Origin of the sequence: Variovorax sp. HJSM1_2, assembly GCF_049316285.1 — a bacterium.
Lineage (GTDB): Bacteria > Pseudomonadota > Gammaproteobacteria > Burkholderiales > Burkholderiaceae_C > Rhodoferax_B.
Genome location: NZ_JBMOXA010000002.1, coordinates 58,192 through 73,204, shown reverse-complemented (window position 1 = coordinate 73,204; position 15,013 = coordinate 58,192). Strand labels below are relative to the sequence as shown.

Below are 15,013 nucleotides of genomic sequence, written 5' to 3'. Positions count from 1 at the left end.
TTTGTTGTTCTAGAAAGCTCAGTCTTCCTTCATGTCCGCCGCTTTGGCGATGGCCCCCAGGCGCGTTTTCTCGCCGGCCAGAAACTTCACAAAATCGTCACGTGTGCCGCCCACCGGATCAATGCCTTGCGGAATCAAGCGCGCGCGCAACTCGGGCGACTTCAGCGCGGCATCCACCGCGCGGTTCATCTTGTCCAGGATCTCCACCGGCGTGCCGCGCGGCGCAAAAACACCAGACCAGTGGCCAATGAACACATTCGCAAAACCCTGCTCTTGCGCCGTGGGCAAATCGGGCAGCGCGGCGATGCGGCGGTTCCAGGTCGAGGCAATGGCGCGCAGCTTGCCGCCCTTGATCTGCGGCAACACCACCACGCTGGCCTCGGAGGTGGCGTCGACCTGTTTGCCGATGACCGCAACCATGCCTTCGGAACCACTCTTGTAGGGCACAACCTGCAGCTTGGCGCCCGACTTGGACTTCAGCATCTCGGCCACAAAATGCGGCGTGCTGCCGGTGCCCGCGGTGGAGAAGTTCAGTCCCGGCCCGGTCTTGGACGCGGCGACAAAACCCTTTAAGTCCTTGATGGGTGAATCCACCGGCACCACGATCACCGACGGGCTCACCGCCATCATCGCCACCGGCACCAGGTCGTCTTCCTTGTAGGGCATCTTCGGGCGGATCATGGCGTTGGTCACCACCCCCGCAGCCGGCGTCAGAAACGTGTAGCCATCGGGTGCGGCCTTGGCGACGATGTCGGCGCCCAGCACCGAGCCCGCGCCCGGCTTGTTCTCCACAATGATGGGCTGGCCGAGTTGTTTGGATGCAGCCTCGGCCACGGCGCGTGCCACCAGATCGTTGGCACCACCGGGGCCAAAGGGCACCACAAATTTGATGGGTTTGGTGGGCCAGGTGTCAGCCATCGCCGTGATGCTGGAAAGTGCAGCGGTGCCCAGAACCATGGCCGCAGCCAGGCGGGAAAGTGTTGTTTTCATCTTGTCTCCGTTCGAATAGGTGCCGCATCGTAGGCAAAGCGTTACCCTCTGTATATTGCAACTTTGTGATCGATTGATGCATGGCACAAATCAATTTCGGACTGGAAGATTTACAGGCTTTTGTCGCCGTGGCCGACAAGTCAAGCTTTCGCGCGGCCGCCGAAGTGCTGTGCATTTCGCAGCCCGCCTTGAGCCGGCGCATCGACAAACTGGAAAGCGCACTGGGCGCGCGCCTGTTCGACCGCACCACACGCCAGGTGTCGCTGACCAACCTGGGACGGCCGTTTCTGGAACAAGCCCGCAACACACTCGACGGCCTGGAAAACGCCGTGCTGCGCCTGTCCGACAACGCCCAGCAACGCCGTGGCCTGATCACCGTGGCCTGTGTGCCTTCGGTCGCGCACCATTGGTTGCCGGACGTGCTGCAGCGCTTTGCGGCCCAATACCCCAGCGTGCGCCTGCGGGTGATCGATGAAAGCGCCAACACCGCGCTGGCCAGCGTGTTGTCCGGCGAAGCCGACTTCGGCCTGAACTTTGTCGGGGCCCAGGAGCCCGACATCGACTTCGAGGCTGTGGCGCCCGAAACCTATGTGCTGGTGCTGCCGCGCAGCCACCGCTGGGCCAAACGCCGCAGCGTGCGCTGGGCCGAACTGGCCGACGAAAAAATGGTGGCCGTGTCGCGCCAAAGCGGCAACCGCCTGCTGCTGGACAACGCCCTCGCCCATCTGGCCCAACGCCCCGTGGCGTTTTACGAGGCCAACCACGTCACCGGCGCCATTGGCTTGGTGGAAGCCGGTCTGGGCGTGGCGGCCCTGCCCAGCCTGGCGCTCTCAAGCAGCCACCCCACGCTCAAAGGCGTGGCCTTGGTCGAGCCCGAAGTGCAGCGCATGCTGGGGCTGATCAAACGCAAAGACCGGCCCCTGCAGCCGCTGGCCGCGACCTTGTACGGCATGCTGCAAACGCCTACACGCGGCAAACCTTAGTCCGCCCCAGGCCAGGGCGCGGCGACCCAAAAACAGACGGTTCAAGCCCGGCCACGGTGCATCCAAGCCCGGCACACCGCGTGGCAAGAGCGCGCAAAAGTGGGCCAACGACTAGCCTTTTCAGCGAGGCTTTCTCCTCTGAAAACGCCTCCAAAACCAGTCACTAACCAAACACCACCTGCAGATCTGGCACGCTTATCGCTTGGCGCATGTTGATGAAAATAATTTTTCTATTTTTCAGTTAAGAAATTTAATTAACCAAACCGTGACCCCAGAATCCATGCCTGCGCTGCGCCAAATCCTGCTGCTCAACCCCAACACGTCGGCCGCCACCACCGAGATGATGGTGGCCGTGGCACGTGCTGCGCTGCCTGCAGACTGCTGTGTCGCGGGCGCCACGGCCACCCGGGGTGTGCCCATGATCGTCACGCCCGCTGAGTTGGAGGCCTCTGAAGAACAAGTGCACAGACTGTGGCACAGCGCTGGCGCTGATTGGGACGGCGTCATCGTCAGCTGTTTTGGCGACCCCGGCGTGCAGGCCCTGGAAGAAAAAATCGCCCGGCCCGTGGTGGGCATTTGCGCCGCCGCCATGCTGGAAGCGGCACACAACGGCCGGCGCTTCGGCATCGCCACCACCACCCCCGACCTGCAGCACGTGATCCACGGCCATGCCCATCGCTTGGGCTTTGCCGCGCAGTACAGCGGCATCCGTGTCACGGCGGGCGAGCCACACGCCTTGGTGCAAGACCACAAACGTTTGCACCAAGCCATGGCCCAAGCGATTCAAGCCTGTATAGACGAAGACGCTGCCGAAGCCGTGATCATCGGCGGCGGGCCGCTAGGGCGCATCGCCCAGGCGCTGCAAGCCGACTTTGCCGTGCCCTTGATCTCACCGATTGCCGCCGCCGCACGCCAGTTGCAAGCCCGCACAGCGGCCGCGGCAATCGCCGCCTGATTTCCCTTCCCTCGCCCACACCCACCCCGCAACCTCAAGGAGTTTCGCCATGACCACCCGCCGCACCACTCTCCGTACGACCCTCGGCTTCGCCGCCCTCGCCCTCTTTGCCGCCACCAGCGCGCAGGCGCAAAACAAGCTCGACGAAATCACCAAGACCAAGAAGGTGCGCATCGCCATTCCCACCGACTACGCGCCCTACGGTTTTGTCGGCACCGACCTCAAGCCCCAGGGCCTGGACATCGACATGGCCAACTACGTAGCCGGCAAACTCGGCGCCACGCTGGAGCTCGTGCCCGTGGTCAGCGCCAACCGTGTGCCCTACCTGCAAACACAAAAGGCCGACATCGTCATCTCCACGCTGGGCAAGACACCCGAGCGCGAACAGGTGGTTGATTTCACCCACTCGTACTCGCCGTTTTTCCAGGCGGTGTTTGCGCCCAAGGCCATGAACATCAAGAGTTATGCCGATCTGGATGGCAAGTCGATCTCGGTCACGCGTGGCGCCATGGCCGACACCGAACTCGCCAAGCAGATTTCGCCCAAGGTGGAAGTGCGCCGCTTTGAAGACCACGTGGGCACCGTCTCGGCATTTGTCAGCGGCCAGGTGCAGACCATTGCCACCAGCGCGGCCGAAGGCGGCGTGATCATGCAGCAGAACCCCAAGCTGAACATGGAATACAAGCTGCTGCTGAAGGAAAGCCCCAACTACATGGGTGTGAACAAGGGCGAAGTGGCGCTGAAGAACCGCTTGAACGAGATCATTTTGGAAGCCAAGAAGAACGGCGAGATCGACAAGCTGTCGAACAAGTGGCTGGGCCGCGCGGCGGGTGATCTGCCACTCTGATTTTGCGCACTATGCTTAGGCGATGCCCAAGATCCTGCTGCTCAACCCGAATACCAATGCCGCCACCACACAGATGATGGCGGACATTGCGCAGTCGTGCCTGCCACCTGGCTTCACGGTCACCGGCATCAGCGCGCAGGCGGGCGTGAGCATGATCATCAACGAGGCCGAGATGCGCGCTGCCGCGCTGGAGGTTGAACGCAGCTGGCTGCACGCCGGCATGGCGTGGGACGGCGTCATCATCAGCGCCTTTGGCGACCCGGGCATTGAGCAGGTGCGCGCCACCGCCAAGGTGCCGGTGGTGGGCATTTGTGAAGCCTCGCTGCTCGACGGTGCCGCCAACGGCAGACGCTTTGGTGTGGCCACCGTGACACCGGCGCTGGCAGACCTGATCCAGACGCACATCGTGCGTTTGAACCTGGGGCCGCACTACACCGGCATTCGCCTCACCGACGAAGAGCCCCGCGCCCTGGCCGCAGACCCGGCCAAACTTTTACAAGCGCTGACCCGCGCCGCGCAACGCTGCCTGGAAGACGATGGCGCGGATGCGGTGGTGATTGGCGGCGGCCCGCTGGGACAGGCCGCCATGCAAATCCAGACGCAGCTGCAAGCGCCCATCATTGCGCCCATTCCCTCGGCGGTGCGCCGCTTGCTGGCGGCCTGCACACCCCGCTGAAGCGCACTCACAAGCTCATTCGCGCAGTTCGCTCAAGCCATCGTGCAGGGTTTCGATGCTCGCCATGCGACGCCGCCCTTTGGTGCCCGCATGGTGCATCACACGCGTGGCCAGCAGGTGGCACAGCAGCATCACCGACACATGGTTGTCCAACGGCCCCGGGGCCTGGGTGTGGCAGCGCAATAACCACTCGGCCGGCACCGCAGTTTTGGAGAAGTGATCGGTGATGTAGACCACGCGTGCGCCCGCCTGAGCCGCCGTGGTCGCAAACTTGGCGGCCATGGGCAGGCTACGCCTCAGCGCAAACACCAGCACCAGGTCCGTCTTGCCCAGGTCCACGGCATATTCGCCCAGCGTTTCTCCGGGCCCGGGAATCAACTGTGTGCGTGGCAACATCTGCACCAGTTGCCAACGCAGATACGCCGCCAGATTGCGGTTGCTGCGGTAACCCAGGAACCACACATGGCCTGCGGACACCATGGCCAGCGCAATTTCGTCTATCAGCTCTGCCGGGATATGGTTGAAGGTGGCGACGATGTTGTCCTGTGCCTGCACGATGTGTGAGGCCACCGAGCCCTCCACCCCTTTGCTGCCGGGCGCCGACAGGAACAGCGGCGAGCCGCTGTTGCGCTCCTCGCGCGCCTGGCGCCGGGCGTCTTCGTAGTTTTCGTAACCCAGCCGCTGGATGAACCGCGTCACCGTGGCGTTCGACACCCCAACCAACTGCGCCAGCTCGGAGGCGGTGTACGTCGCCAGATCGCCCGGGTAGTCCAACACAAACTCGCCCAGTTTGCGCTCGGTGGGAGAAAGGCTGTTGAGCGTTTGGCGCACGTGCCCGACAAAAGAACCATTCGGTTTGCTTGACAACTCTTGCATCCCTTCTGAAAGCCAGGAAAAAGGCAATGGGCTGGAGACAGCCTACCGCAGCATCCACCGTACGGTGAACGACTTAGACGCGGCGCTGGAAACACTGCGCTCGGCCATGGGCGACACCTGAAACACGAAGAAAGCTTAAAAGCTCAGGGCTTGAGCTTGGCCAGATCATCCGCGCTGAGCCAACGCCACTGGCCCGGCAGCAAGTCCTCGGGCAACCCCAATGCGCCAATTCTCGAACGGTGCAGACCTTCCACGCGGTTGCCCACGGCGGCCAGCATACGCTTGACCTGGTGGTACTTGCCGGCCGTCAGGGTCAGGCTCAGGTGGTGACTGCTCACGACCTCGCAGGCGGCAGCGGCCACGGGCTTGGGGTCGTCGTCCAGCACCACACCGGCCAGCAGGCGGCTCACCTGCTTGTCGTCCAAGGGGTGTTTGGTGGTCACCTCATAGACCTTGGGCACGTGTTTCTTGGGTGAACTCATGCGGTGTATGAACTGGCCATCGTCGCTCAGCAGCAGCAGGCCGGTGGTGTCCTGATCCAGCCGCCCTACCGCCTGCACACCTTGCACCGCGCTTTTCTGCGGGCGTTGGCGCAGCGGTGCGGGCAGCAGGGTGTAAATGCTCGGATAGGTCGACGGCTTTTGCGAACACTCGGTCCCGGCGGGTTTGTGCAGCATGACGTAGCCCAGCCGGTGGTAGGCCCAGTCCACACCTTGCACCCGGAAACGCAGGCCTTCCTCATCAAAATCCATAGCTGATTCCGTTATCAGCACGGGCGCTTCATCTTGTTTTGCGGTGTAAACCTCGACCAGGCCTTGCTGCACCAGCCCGGCGCAGACCCGGCGCGTACCAAAACCTTGGGAATAAAGAATGTCTTGCAATTGCATGCGCCGAGTATCGCAAACACACATCGCGCCGACGCCAAAAGCGGGCATTTATCACACGTGCAAACAGCACAAACCGTTACAAACACCCCATCAGGGGAAAACACATGCGCGAAATAGTCACGACTCTTGTGGTCTCGGGTGCCGCCTTTATGCTGTGGCGGGCCTACCGGTCACACCACGACAGCCATCAGTTCCAAGCCCTTCCAGCCCACCCAGCGGGCGACAACCTGCTACAGAACCGCCACTATTTCACCTGGCCTTCGCTAGGCAAATTCGACTTTGCCGTGGCTAATGCCGACGCCCATCAAGCGGCCCTGCGCCGCGCGATCGAACAACTGCCGGCCAAGCCCAGCCCCAGCGGCGCCCTGTTATGCCAAGCCGAACTACATGCCGGGCCGGGCGAGAAGCCACGCCATATCTACCACCCGGTAGAAGTCTGGATTCACGGTGAACGTGTCGCGCAACTGAGTGTGGGTGACGCCAGCCGCTTCCAGCGCCGCCTGGCTTTTGAAGGCCGCGTGGGTGAAGTTTCAGTGTGTGACGCCATCATCGTGGCCAGCGCACAAGGCGGTCGCACGGTGTTTGAAGTCCGGCTTGATTTGAAAGAATTCAGGCACTAGAACACTTGTTCAAGCTTCCTCGTTAAGCCGGGTTCAGCAGCACACTGACCCGGTTTTTTTTCGTCCCCACGGCACCGTCCTCCCGCCTGAGCAGAGCACCCAGAGTTTAAGAATCGTCTAAGCCAGCCCTTGCATAGTGGAGCCATTCCAAACCCGCTCAACCCAAGGAGTAGTTAGCATGAACACGGTATCCCTCAAGAACACCAAGATGGTTCTCGCCCTGGTGGCCGCAGGTGTGATTGGCGGCGCCAGCGTGGCCGCCATCGAAGCGGTGCCGCGTACGGCACACGCGGCCGTGACCGCCACAACCGGGCCTGCGGCAGCCAATGCCAATGCCAATGCCGCCCCTATAGGCTCGATTGCGCCACCTGACTTTTCGCAGATCACGGCGCAGTACGGCCCGGCCGTGGTCAACATCAGCGTGACCGGCACCACCAAGGCGTCCGACGAAGACCAGGGCCAGACCGCGCAGCGCGGGCAACGCGAAGACCCGTTTGGCAACGACCCATTCTTTGAGTTTTTCCGCCGCTTCCAAGGTCAGCAACCAGGCCAAGGGGGCCGCGGTGGCCAAGAACGCGAAACACCGGTACGTGGCCAAGGCTCGGGCTTCATCGTTGATGCCAACGGCATCATCCTGACCAACGCCCACGTGGTGAAAGGTGCCAAAGAGGTCACGGTGAAACTCACCGACAGGCGAGAGTTTGCCGCCAAGGTGCTGGGCTCCGACCCCAAGACCGACATTGCGGTGCTGAAGATAGACGCGAAAAACCTGCCCGTGGTGAACATTGGCAACCCTAGCATCCTGCGTTCCGGCGAATGGGTGCTGGCCATAGGCTCGCCGTTTGGTTTTGAGAACACCGTGACCGCCGGTGTGGTCAGCGCCAAGGGCCGCTCGCTGCCCGACGACAGCGCCGTGCCCTTCATCCAGACCGACGTGGCCGTGAACCCCGGCAACTCGGGCGGCCCGCTGTTCAACGGCCGCGGCGAGGTGATAGGCATCAACTCACAAATCTACAGCCGCACGGGCGGCTACCAAGGCGTGTCGTTCGCCATTCCGATCGACCTGGCGACACGCATCAAGGACCAGATCGTGGCGCACGGCAAAGTGGAGCACGCACGTCTGGGTGTGGCAGTGCAGGACGTGAACCAGGCGCTGGCCGATTCCTTCAAGCTTGACCGCCCCGAGGGCGCCCTGGTGGCCTCTGTCGACAAGGGTGGCCCGGCCGAAAAGGCCGGACTGCAGCCCGGCGATGTGATCCGCAAGGTGAACGGCCAGCCGGTGATATCCTCCGGTGACTTGCCGCAGTCCATCAGCTTGGCCAGCCCTGGTGACAAGATCGCACTGGACGTGTGGCGCAAAGGCAGCGAGCAGCAACTCCAGGTGCAACTCGGCAGCACCAACGACAAGGCGACCCAGGTCGCGGCGAACAGCCCCGACGCATCACAAGGCCGCATAGGCCTGGCCCTGCGCCCACTGCAACCCGATGAACTGCGCCAAGTGGGTGCCCCCGGCGGCCTGCTGATCGAAGACGTGGCCGGTGCTGCGGCCAGTGCAGGCGTCGCGCAAGGCGACGTGTTGTTGGCGGTGAACGGCACACCGGTGAAGTCGGTTGAGCAAGTACGTGCAGCGGTGGCCAAGTCCGACAAGTCCGTGGCCCTGCTGATCCAACGCGACGGCGACAAGATTTTTGTGCCCGTGAAGCTCGGTTAATCCTCGTCAGTTGACATGTGACAACGGCCGTTGTCACATTCCTGCGACGTCGTGTGCTGAAAATGACCACAGCTTCTGCCATCACCCTAAACTGGTTGCGCGAAGTCAGCTTTTTTACCGCCATCAAACTCTGCACAGGAGCATTGGATGCCACGACGTCAGCCGAGCCAGACCGTACCGCCACGCGCCCCTCGACTTTGCCTTGAACAGCGACTCATACAACAGCAATTGCAATGCACCCCGGCCCAGGCGGTCTACCAACTCAAGCTGCTGCTGCCCATACGAAACACCCGACACTGACCCACACCGGGAACACAGCGGCCTGAAAAGGCCTTAAGCACGGCCTAAACCGGGGCTCCATAGGCTACCCTTGCGGGTTCCTTCCTTGGAGAGCCACCGCATGCCGTTTCTCGTTCGACTAAGCCTTGCCACCCTGGTCCTGAGCGCCAGTGCCGCCCAAGCGCTGCAGATCACCAGCGTCTCACCCCAAGGCGAAGTTGCACGCATTCGGCAGGTGGTGGTGAAGTTCGACGAGGACGCGGTGAAGTTTGGCGACCCGGGCGCGCCGGCCCCCGCCACTCTGCGTTGCAGCGATGCCGTCACCAGCGAAGGCCATGGCCGCTGGAGCAGTTCGCGTGAATGGCTGTTCGACTTCAAGGCCGACCTGCCGCCCGGCGTGCGCTGCACCGTGCAGCCGAATGCAAGCCTCAAATCGCCCGCTGGTGCAGCCCTCAAAAGCGCCAGCAGCTACACCTTCAATAGCGGCGGGCCGTTTGTGCAACGTATACGCCCGGGCACCTACAACCGCATAGACGAGCAGCAATACTTCATACTGCAATTCAACGGCGCCGCCACACGTGAAAGCGTGCTCGCCAGCAGCGCGTGCAAGCTCGACGGTGTGGGTGAACGTATGCCCGTGCGCGCGGTGGATGAGGCCGAACGCAACACCCTGCTCAAAGCCCAGGGGCTGGAGAAAGCCGCTGCCGCCGAGCCGCTGCGCTACGCCGTGCTGGCCTGCACCCGCCGCTTGACGGCCGGGGCCGAGATGGAGTTGCTGGTAGGTGGCGGCTTGGCTACACCCTCGGGCGTGGTCAACAAGGTCGGGCAGAAGTTTGGCTTCACCGTGCGCGAGGCGTTCACCGCCAGCTTCAGTTGCGAACGCGAAAACGCCCAGGCCGCGTGTTTGCCCATCCGTCCCATGCGCCTGCAGTTGAGCGCATCCATCACCCGCGCCCAGGCCAGCAAAATCAAGCTCGCATCGAGCAAAGGTGATGTGGCCGCCACCATCGAAGACGAAGAAGGCAGCCCGCCACAAGAGCAGGTGAACCGCGTGGTGTTCAAGGCGCCCTTCAGCGAACAAACGGCTTATAGCCTGGTGTTGCCCAGCGGCCTGAAAGACGTGGACGGCCGTGCGCTGGAAAACGCCGACAGCTTTCCGCTCAAGGTTGGCACCGGCGCCATGCCGCCGCTGGCCAAGTTTGCCGCCGCACCGTTTGGTGTGGTCGAACTTTTGGCCCAGGCGCCCGACCCGGCCATGCTGCCCGTCACACTGCGCAACGTCGAGGCCGACCTCAAGCTGCAGCAACGCACCTCCGCAGGTCAAGTGGGCCAAGTCGCCGACCTGCGCCCGCAGACCGATGCCGACATCATCGCCTGGTACCGCCGTGTGCAGCGCTACAACAACAGCGAGATCTCGCGCAAACAAGCCGCCGCCGACAGCAAAGTCCCGCTGCCCAAACCCATAGACGACCGCAGCAAGAACTGGGTGCAGACGCGTATGGTCTCGCTGCTCGACGGCCAGCCCGGCGTGAAGCTGCTGAACCTGCCTACACCGAGTGCACAAGACCTGCGCCCGTTTGAAGTCGTCGGCATTCCGCTCAGCGCCGGTTTCCATGTGCTGGAAATCCAGTCGCAGCGCCTGGGTGAGGCGCTGTTGGACGAGCAGTACGGCGCCCAACGCAAGATGGTGGTGCGTACCTCCACGCTGGTGACCAACCTGGGTGTGCACTTCAAGCTTGGGCGCAGCAACGCCATGGCCTGGGTCACCACGCTGGACAAAGGCCAGTCCGTGGCCGGCGCCAAAGTACAGGTGTCGAGTTGTGATGGCCAGGTGCTGGCCACGGCGCAAACCAATACACAGGGCCTGGCCGAGTTCAAGGACTTGTCGCCCGAGCCGCCCCGTTGCAAGCCGCTGGCCAATACGTCCAGCGACGACTACGACTACCAGACGCCGGCCTACTTCGTCAGCGCCCGTGCACGCGATGCCAAGGGCGTGGACGACATGGCCTTTGTCTGGAGCGACTGGAACCGTGGTGTGGAACCCTGGCGCTTCAACGTGCCCACCAGCCGCGAGGCCGTGCCCGACGAACGGGCCCACACCATACTCGATCGGCCGTTGTTGCGCGCCGGCGAAACCGTGCAAATGAAACACCTGCTGCGCAACGAGACCGGCACCGGCTTTGGTTTGCCCGCCGAAGACCGCTGGCCCAACAAACTGCTCATCACCCACGTGGGCAGCGGCCAGCAGTTCAGCCAGGCATTGGAATGGCGCAAGACGGCCACCGGCGGCTTGAGCGCGGTCAACAGTTTTGCCGTGCCCGTGGCGGCCAAACTGGGCCAATACGAGGTGATGTTGCAGGGCCGTGGCGGCACCCAAAGCACCAGCAACTTCCGCGTCGAAGAGTTCCGCCTGCCGGTGCTCGAAGGCCGCTTGAACCCGCAGCAGAAAGAAGCCCTGGTGCGCCCGGCCGAGGTGCCGGTACAGGTGCAGATCAACTACGTCTCGGGTGGCGCTGCGGCCAACCTGCCGGTGCGGGTGTCGGCCCTGGTGCGCAACAAAGACCTGCAGTTTGCCGATTTTGACGACTTCAGCTTTGCCGCGCCGCGCCGCACGGCCAACCCGAATGTGGCAACGTCCAGCGACGAAGACAACGAATCTGAAAACAGCAGTGGCCCACGTGTCATCGCCAACAAGCTGGCCGTCACCCTCGACCGGCAAGGTGCCGGCCAAGTGCGCGTTGGGCCCCTGCCCGACGACGTGCGCAACAATCCACAGCCGCAAGAGCTGCAGTTGGAGGCCAACTTTGCCGACCCGAACGGCGAGGTGCAAACCCTGCGCCACACCACCACACTGTGGCCGGCTGCCGTCATCGCCGGCATCAAGACCGAGGGCTGGGTCAGCCTGTCCGGCAAGGGTGACCAGAAGGTCGCGTTCCAGGCCCTGGCGCTAGACCTGGCGGGCAAGCCCAAAGCCGGAGTGGCCATCAGCGTGCAAGCGCAGGCGCGCATCGTCAACAGCAGCCGCAAACGCATGGTGGGCGGTTTCTACGCCTACGACAACCAAACCGAAGTCAAAGACCTGGGCAGCGTGTGCAGCGGCACCAGCGATGCCCATGGCCTGCTGCAGTGCAACGCCGCCATCAGCAGCACCGGCGAGGTGGAGTTGATCGTCACCGCCAAAGACGCGCAGGGCCTGACCAGCCAGGCTGCGGGCTCGGTCTACATCACGCGCCAAGGCGAGTTATGGTTTGGCAGTGAAAACCACGACCGCATGACGCTGCTGCCCGAGCAGAAAAACTACCAGCCGGGCGACACCGCGCGCATCCAGGTGCGCATGCCGTTCCGCTTTGCCACCGCCCTGGTCGCCGTGGAGCGCGAAGGCATTCTGGAAACCCAGGTGGTGCAGCTCAACGGCCAGGACCCCACGGTCAACCTGAAGATCAAGGACAGCTGGGGGCCCAACGTCTACGTGAGTGTGCTGGCCCTGCGCGGCCGCCTGCGCGAAGTGCCGTGGTACAGCTTCTTCACCTGGGGCTTCAAGGCGCCGCGTGAATGGTGGAACGCGTTTTGGGTCGAGGGCCGCGAATACGTCGCACCCACCACCTTGGTCGATTTAAGCAAGCCCGCGTTCCGCCTGGGCATGGCCGAACTGCGCATAGGCACCAAGGCACACCAGTTGGATGTGAAAGTCACCACCGACCAGCCCAGCTACCCGGTACGCGGCCAGGCACGTGTGACCATACAGGTCAACAAGCCCGACGGCCAACCCGCCGCCAACGCCGAAGTGGCGCTGGCCGCCGTAGACCAGGCCCTGCTGGAGCTGATGCCCAACACCAGTTGGAACCTGCTCGACGCCATGCTGCAACGCCGCGCCTGGGGTGTGGAGACCGCCACCGCACAGATGGAAATTGTCGGCCGCCGGCACTATGGCCGCAAAGCCGTGCCCGCTGGCGGCGGCGGTGGCCGCAGCCCGACACGCGAGCTGCTCGACACCCTGCTGTTGTGGAACCCCGCGCTCAAGCTCGATGCCAAGGGCCAGGCCCAGGTCACCGTAACGCTGAACGATGCACTCACCGCGTTCAAGATCGTTGCCGTGGCCGACTTTGGCACCGGCTTGTTTGGCACCGGCCAGGCCAGCATCCAAACACGGCAAGACCTGCAAATCATCAGCGGCCTGCCGCCACTTGTGCGCGAGGACGACCAGTTCCGCGCGCAGCTCACGCTGCGCAACACCACCGAAAAAGCCATGAAGGTGGAAGTCACGCCGCGCGCCACCGGCCTCACACTCAACCCACAAACGCTGGACATCCCCGCTGGAGAAAGCCGTGAGCTGGCCTGGAACGTCACCGCCCCCGCGCCGCTGGGCCAGATCCGCACCGAGGCGTTGTTGTGGGAGATCGAAGCGCGCGACACCTTGGGCAGCGCACGCGACGCACTCAAGGCCAGCCAACGCATCGTGCCCGCCGTGCCGCTGGCGGTGCAGCAGGCCACGCTGGTGCAACTGGATGGGTCCTTCACCCTGCCCGTGGCGCCACCGCCCGATGCCCTGCCCGGCCGTGGCGGCTTGAAGATGTCCTTGCAACCCAAGCTGGCCGAAGGCCTGCCCGGTGTGCGCGACTGGTTTGCCAACTACCCCTACAGTTGCCTGGAGCAAAGCGCCAGCAAGGCTATTGGCCTGCGCGACGCCACGCGCTGGCGCGCGCTGCTGGCGCAACTGCCGTCTTACCTGGATAGCGACGGCCTGGCCAATTACTTCCCGCCACGCGACGGCGAAGCCAACCGGGGCAGCGACACCCTCACAGCCTACCTGCTGGCGGCCGCGCACGAAGCGGCCGGCCTTGACCCCACGCTGGCCCTTCCCGATGAAGCCCGTGCCGCCATGGAACGTGGCCTGCTGGCGTTTGTTGAAGGGCGTATCCAGCGCGACTTCTGGAGCCCGCGCAAAGACCTGGACCTGCGCAAACTCGCCGCATTGGAAGCCTTGTCGCGCTACGGCAAGGCCGAGGCGCGTATGTTGGGCAGCATCACCATCGCGCCCAACCAGTGGCCCACCAGCGCCGTGCTCGACTGGTACAACCTGCTGCGCCGCGTGAGCGACATTCCGCAACGCGCGCAACGCCAGGCCGAAGCCACACAAATCATCAAGGCGCGGCTGTCGTACCAAGGCACCAAGCTGGTCTTCAGCACCGAGCGTGACGACTACCTGTGGTGGCTGATGAGCAGCGGTGACGTCAACACCGCGCGCTTGATTCTTGCCACGCTGGACGACCCGGCCTGGAAAGAAGACATGGGCCGCCTGGCCAACGGCTTCCTCGCGCGCCAGCAAAACGGCGCCTGGCACACCACCACCGCCAACCTGTGGGGTGGTTTGGCACTGGAAAAGTTCTCCAAGGTGTTTGAAGCCACACCCGTGACCGGCAGCACCAGCGCAAGCCTGGGCGCGCGCAGCGCAACTGTGGATTGGGCCAAGGTGCAACGCATCACCACGGCCGATGCAACCGGTGCCGCGCACCAGACCGCGCTGTTTGGCGCGCCCGTCACGCCCGGCAATCTGCGCAACAACAGCATGTTCTTGCCATGGCCAAACGCGGAGGAAGCCAAAACCAACGCCCCGTTGACGCTGCAGCACCAAGGCAGCGGCAAACCCTGGCTCACGCTGCAGTCCATCGCCGCCGTGCCGCGCAGCGCGCCGTTTTTTGCGGGCTACCAAATCAAGAAAACCATCACCCCGGTGGAGCAAGCCAACAAGAACCTGCCCGCCGGCCAATACAGCCGTGGCGACGTGTTGCGTGTGGAGCTTGAAATCAACGCCAGCAGCGACATGACCTGGGTGGTGGTGGGCGACCCCGTGCCCGGCGGCGCCACACTGCTGGGCAGCGGCTTGGGCCGCGACAGCCAGATCGCCACCCAGGGGCAAAAGCCCGCCAGCGGCGCCGGTTGGCTGGCGTTTGAAGAACGCAGCTTCGAAGCCTACCGCGCGTACTATGAATACCTGCCGCGTGGCGTCGCCAAGCTGAGCTACACCGTGCGCCTGAACAACGCCGGCAGCTTTGCCTTGCCGCCCACCCGGGTGGAGGCGATGTACGCGCCGGAGATGTTTGGCGAGGCACCGAATGCCAGGGTGGTGGTGCAAACGCCCTGAGGTATCCCCTAGGTGGAAACTGTCTCCAACGCGCACCAAAGCTGCGG

11 protein-coding genes are annotated in these 15,013 nt (G+C 63.6%); 8 read left to right on the top strand and 3 right to left on the bottom strand.

Annotated features, from left to right (window positions below):
* Positions 1–18: 18 nt before the first annotated feature.
* Positions 19–990, bottom strand: a complete 972-nt coding sequence (locus ACFQ95_RS02830) for a Bug family tripartite tricarboxylate transporter substrate binding protein (protein WP_422829288.1) — start codon at positions 988–990, stop codon at positions 19–21.
* An 80-nt stretch (positions 991–1,070) separates the two neighbouring features.
* Here ACFQ95_RS02830 and ACFQ95_RS02825 point away from each other — a divergent pair, with 80 nt between their 5' ends.
* From ACFQ95_RS02825 to ACFQ95_RS02810, 4 genes are all read left to right on the top strand, one after another.
* Positions 1,071–1,973, top strand: a complete 903-nt coding sequence (locus tag ACFQ95_RS02825) for a LysR family transcriptional regulator (protein ID WP_422829287.1) — start codon at positions 1,071–1,073, stop codon at positions 1,971–1,973.
* 265 nt (positions 1,974–2,238) lie between these two features.
* Complete coding sequence (locus ACFQ95_RS02820) at positions 2,239–2,928, top strand: aspartate/glutamate racemase family protein (protein WP_422829286.1); 690 nt, start codon at positions 2,239–2,241, stop codon at positions 2,926–2,928.
* A 49-nt stretch (positions 2,929–2,977) separates the two neighbouring features.
* Complete coding sequence (locus ACFQ95_RS02815) at positions 2,978–3,775, top strand: transporter substrate-binding domain-containing protein (RefSeq protein ID WP_422829285.1); 798 nt, start codon at positions 2,978–2,980, stop codon at positions 3,773–3,775.
* Between the two features lie 22 nt (positions 3,776–3,797).
* Positions 3,798–4,451: an aspartate/glutamate racemase family protein gene (locus ACFQ95_RS02810; protein WP_422829284.1), complete on the top strand. Its 654-nt coding sequence runs from the start codon at positions 3,798–3,800 to the stop codon at positions 4,449–4,451.
* Between the two features lie 15 nt (positions 4,452–4,466).
* Here the strand turns inward: ACFQ95_RS02810 and ACFQ95_RS02805 are convergent, their stop codons facing one another.
* Positions 4,467–5,327, bottom strand: a complete 861-nt coding sequence (locus ACFQ95_RS02805) for a MurR/RpiR family transcriptional regulator (protein WP_422829283.1) — start codon at positions 5,325–5,327, stop codon at positions 4,467–4,469.
* Here ACFQ95_RS02805 and ACFQ95_RS02800 point away from each other — a divergent pair.
* Entirely contained in the window at positions 5,308–5,448 is a 141-nt protein-coding gene (locus ACFQ95_RS02800) for a hypothetical protein (RefSeq protein WP_422829282.1), read from the top strand. The genes ACFQ95_RS02805 and ACFQ95_RS02800 overlap by 20 nt on opposite strands.
* Positions 5,449–5,470: 22 nt before the next feature.
* Here the strand turns inward: ACFQ95_RS02800 and ACFQ95_RS02795 are convergent, their stop codons facing one another.
* A complete protein-coding gene (locus tag ACFQ95_RS02795) occupies positions 5,471–6,214 on the bottom strand; it encodes a 16S rRNA pseudouridine(516) synthase (RefSeq protein WP_422829281.1) in 744 nt (247 codons plus the stop codon).
* Positions 6,215–6,318: 104 nt separating this feature from the next.
* On the opposite strand from ACFQ95_RS02795, the gene ACFQ95_RS02790 reads away from it, so the two are divergent.
* The 3 genes from ACFQ95_RS02790 (at position 6,319) to ACFQ95_RS02780 (ending at position 14,966) form a co-directional block, all read left to right on the top strand.
* Positions 6,319–6,834 (top strand): hypothetical protein, encoded by a 516-nt coding sequence (locus ACFQ95_RS02790; RefSeq protein ID WP_422829280.1) that lies wholly within the window; start codon positions 6,319–6,321, stop codon positions 6,832–6,834.
* Between the two features lie 178 nt (positions 6,835–7,012).
* Positions 7,013–8,545 carry a Do family serine endopeptidase gene (locus ACFQ95_RS02785; protein ID WP_422829279.1) on the top strand — a complete coding sequence of 511 codons (1,533 nt, stop codon included), beginning with the start codon at positions 7,013–7,015 and terminating at the stop codon, positions 8,543–8,545.
* 400 nt (positions 8,546–8,945) lie between these two features.
* Positions 8,946–14,966 (top strand): MG2 domain-containing protein, encoded by a 6,021-nt coding sequence (locus ACFQ95_RS02780; RefSeq protein ID WP_422829278.1) that lies wholly within the window; start codon positions 8,946–8,948, stop codon positions 14,964–14,966.
* Positions 14,967–15,013: the final 47 nt, after the last annotated feature.

Excerpts from the sequence above, each read along its gene's own strand:
- ACFQ95_RS02780 (WP_422829278.1), top strand. The coding sequence starts at position 8,946 with ATGCCGTTTCTCGTTCGACTAAGCCTTGCCACCCTGGTCCTGAGCGCC.
- ACFQ95_RS02790 (WP_422829280.1), top strand. The coding sequence starts at position 6,319 with ATGCGCGAAATAGTCACGACTCTTGTGGTCTCGGGTGCCGCCTTTATG.
- ACFQ95_RS02815 (WP_422829285.1), top strand. The coding sequence starts at position 2,978 with ATGACCACCCGCCGCACCACTCTCCGTACGACCCTCGGCTTCGCCGCC.
- ACFQ95_RS02805 (WP_422829283.1), bottom strand. The coding sequence starts at position 5,327 with ATGCAAGAGTTGTCAAGCAAACCGAATGGTTCTTTTGTCGGGCACGTG.
- ACFQ95_RS02795 (WP_422829281.1), bottom strand. The coding sequence starts at position 6,214 with ATGCAATTGCAAGACATTCTTTATTCCCAAGGTTTTGGTACGCGCCGG.
- ACFQ95_RS02825 (WP_422829287.1), top strand. The coding sequence starts at position 1,071 with ATGGCACAAATCAATTTCGGACTGGAAGATTTACAGGCTTTTGTCGCC.
- ACFQ95_RS02830 (WP_422829288.1), bottom strand. The coding sequence starts at position 990 with ATGAAAACAACACTTTCCCGCCTGGCTGCGGCCATGGTTCTGGGCACC.
- ACFQ95_RS02785 (WP_422829279.1), top strand. The coding sequence starts at position 7,013 with ATGAACACGGTATCCCTCAAGAACACCAAGATGGTTCTCGCCCTGGTG.
- ACFQ95_RS02810 (WP_422829284.1), top strand. The coding sequence starts at position 3,798 with ATGCCCAAGATCCTGCTGCTCAACCCGAATACCAATGCCGCCACCACA.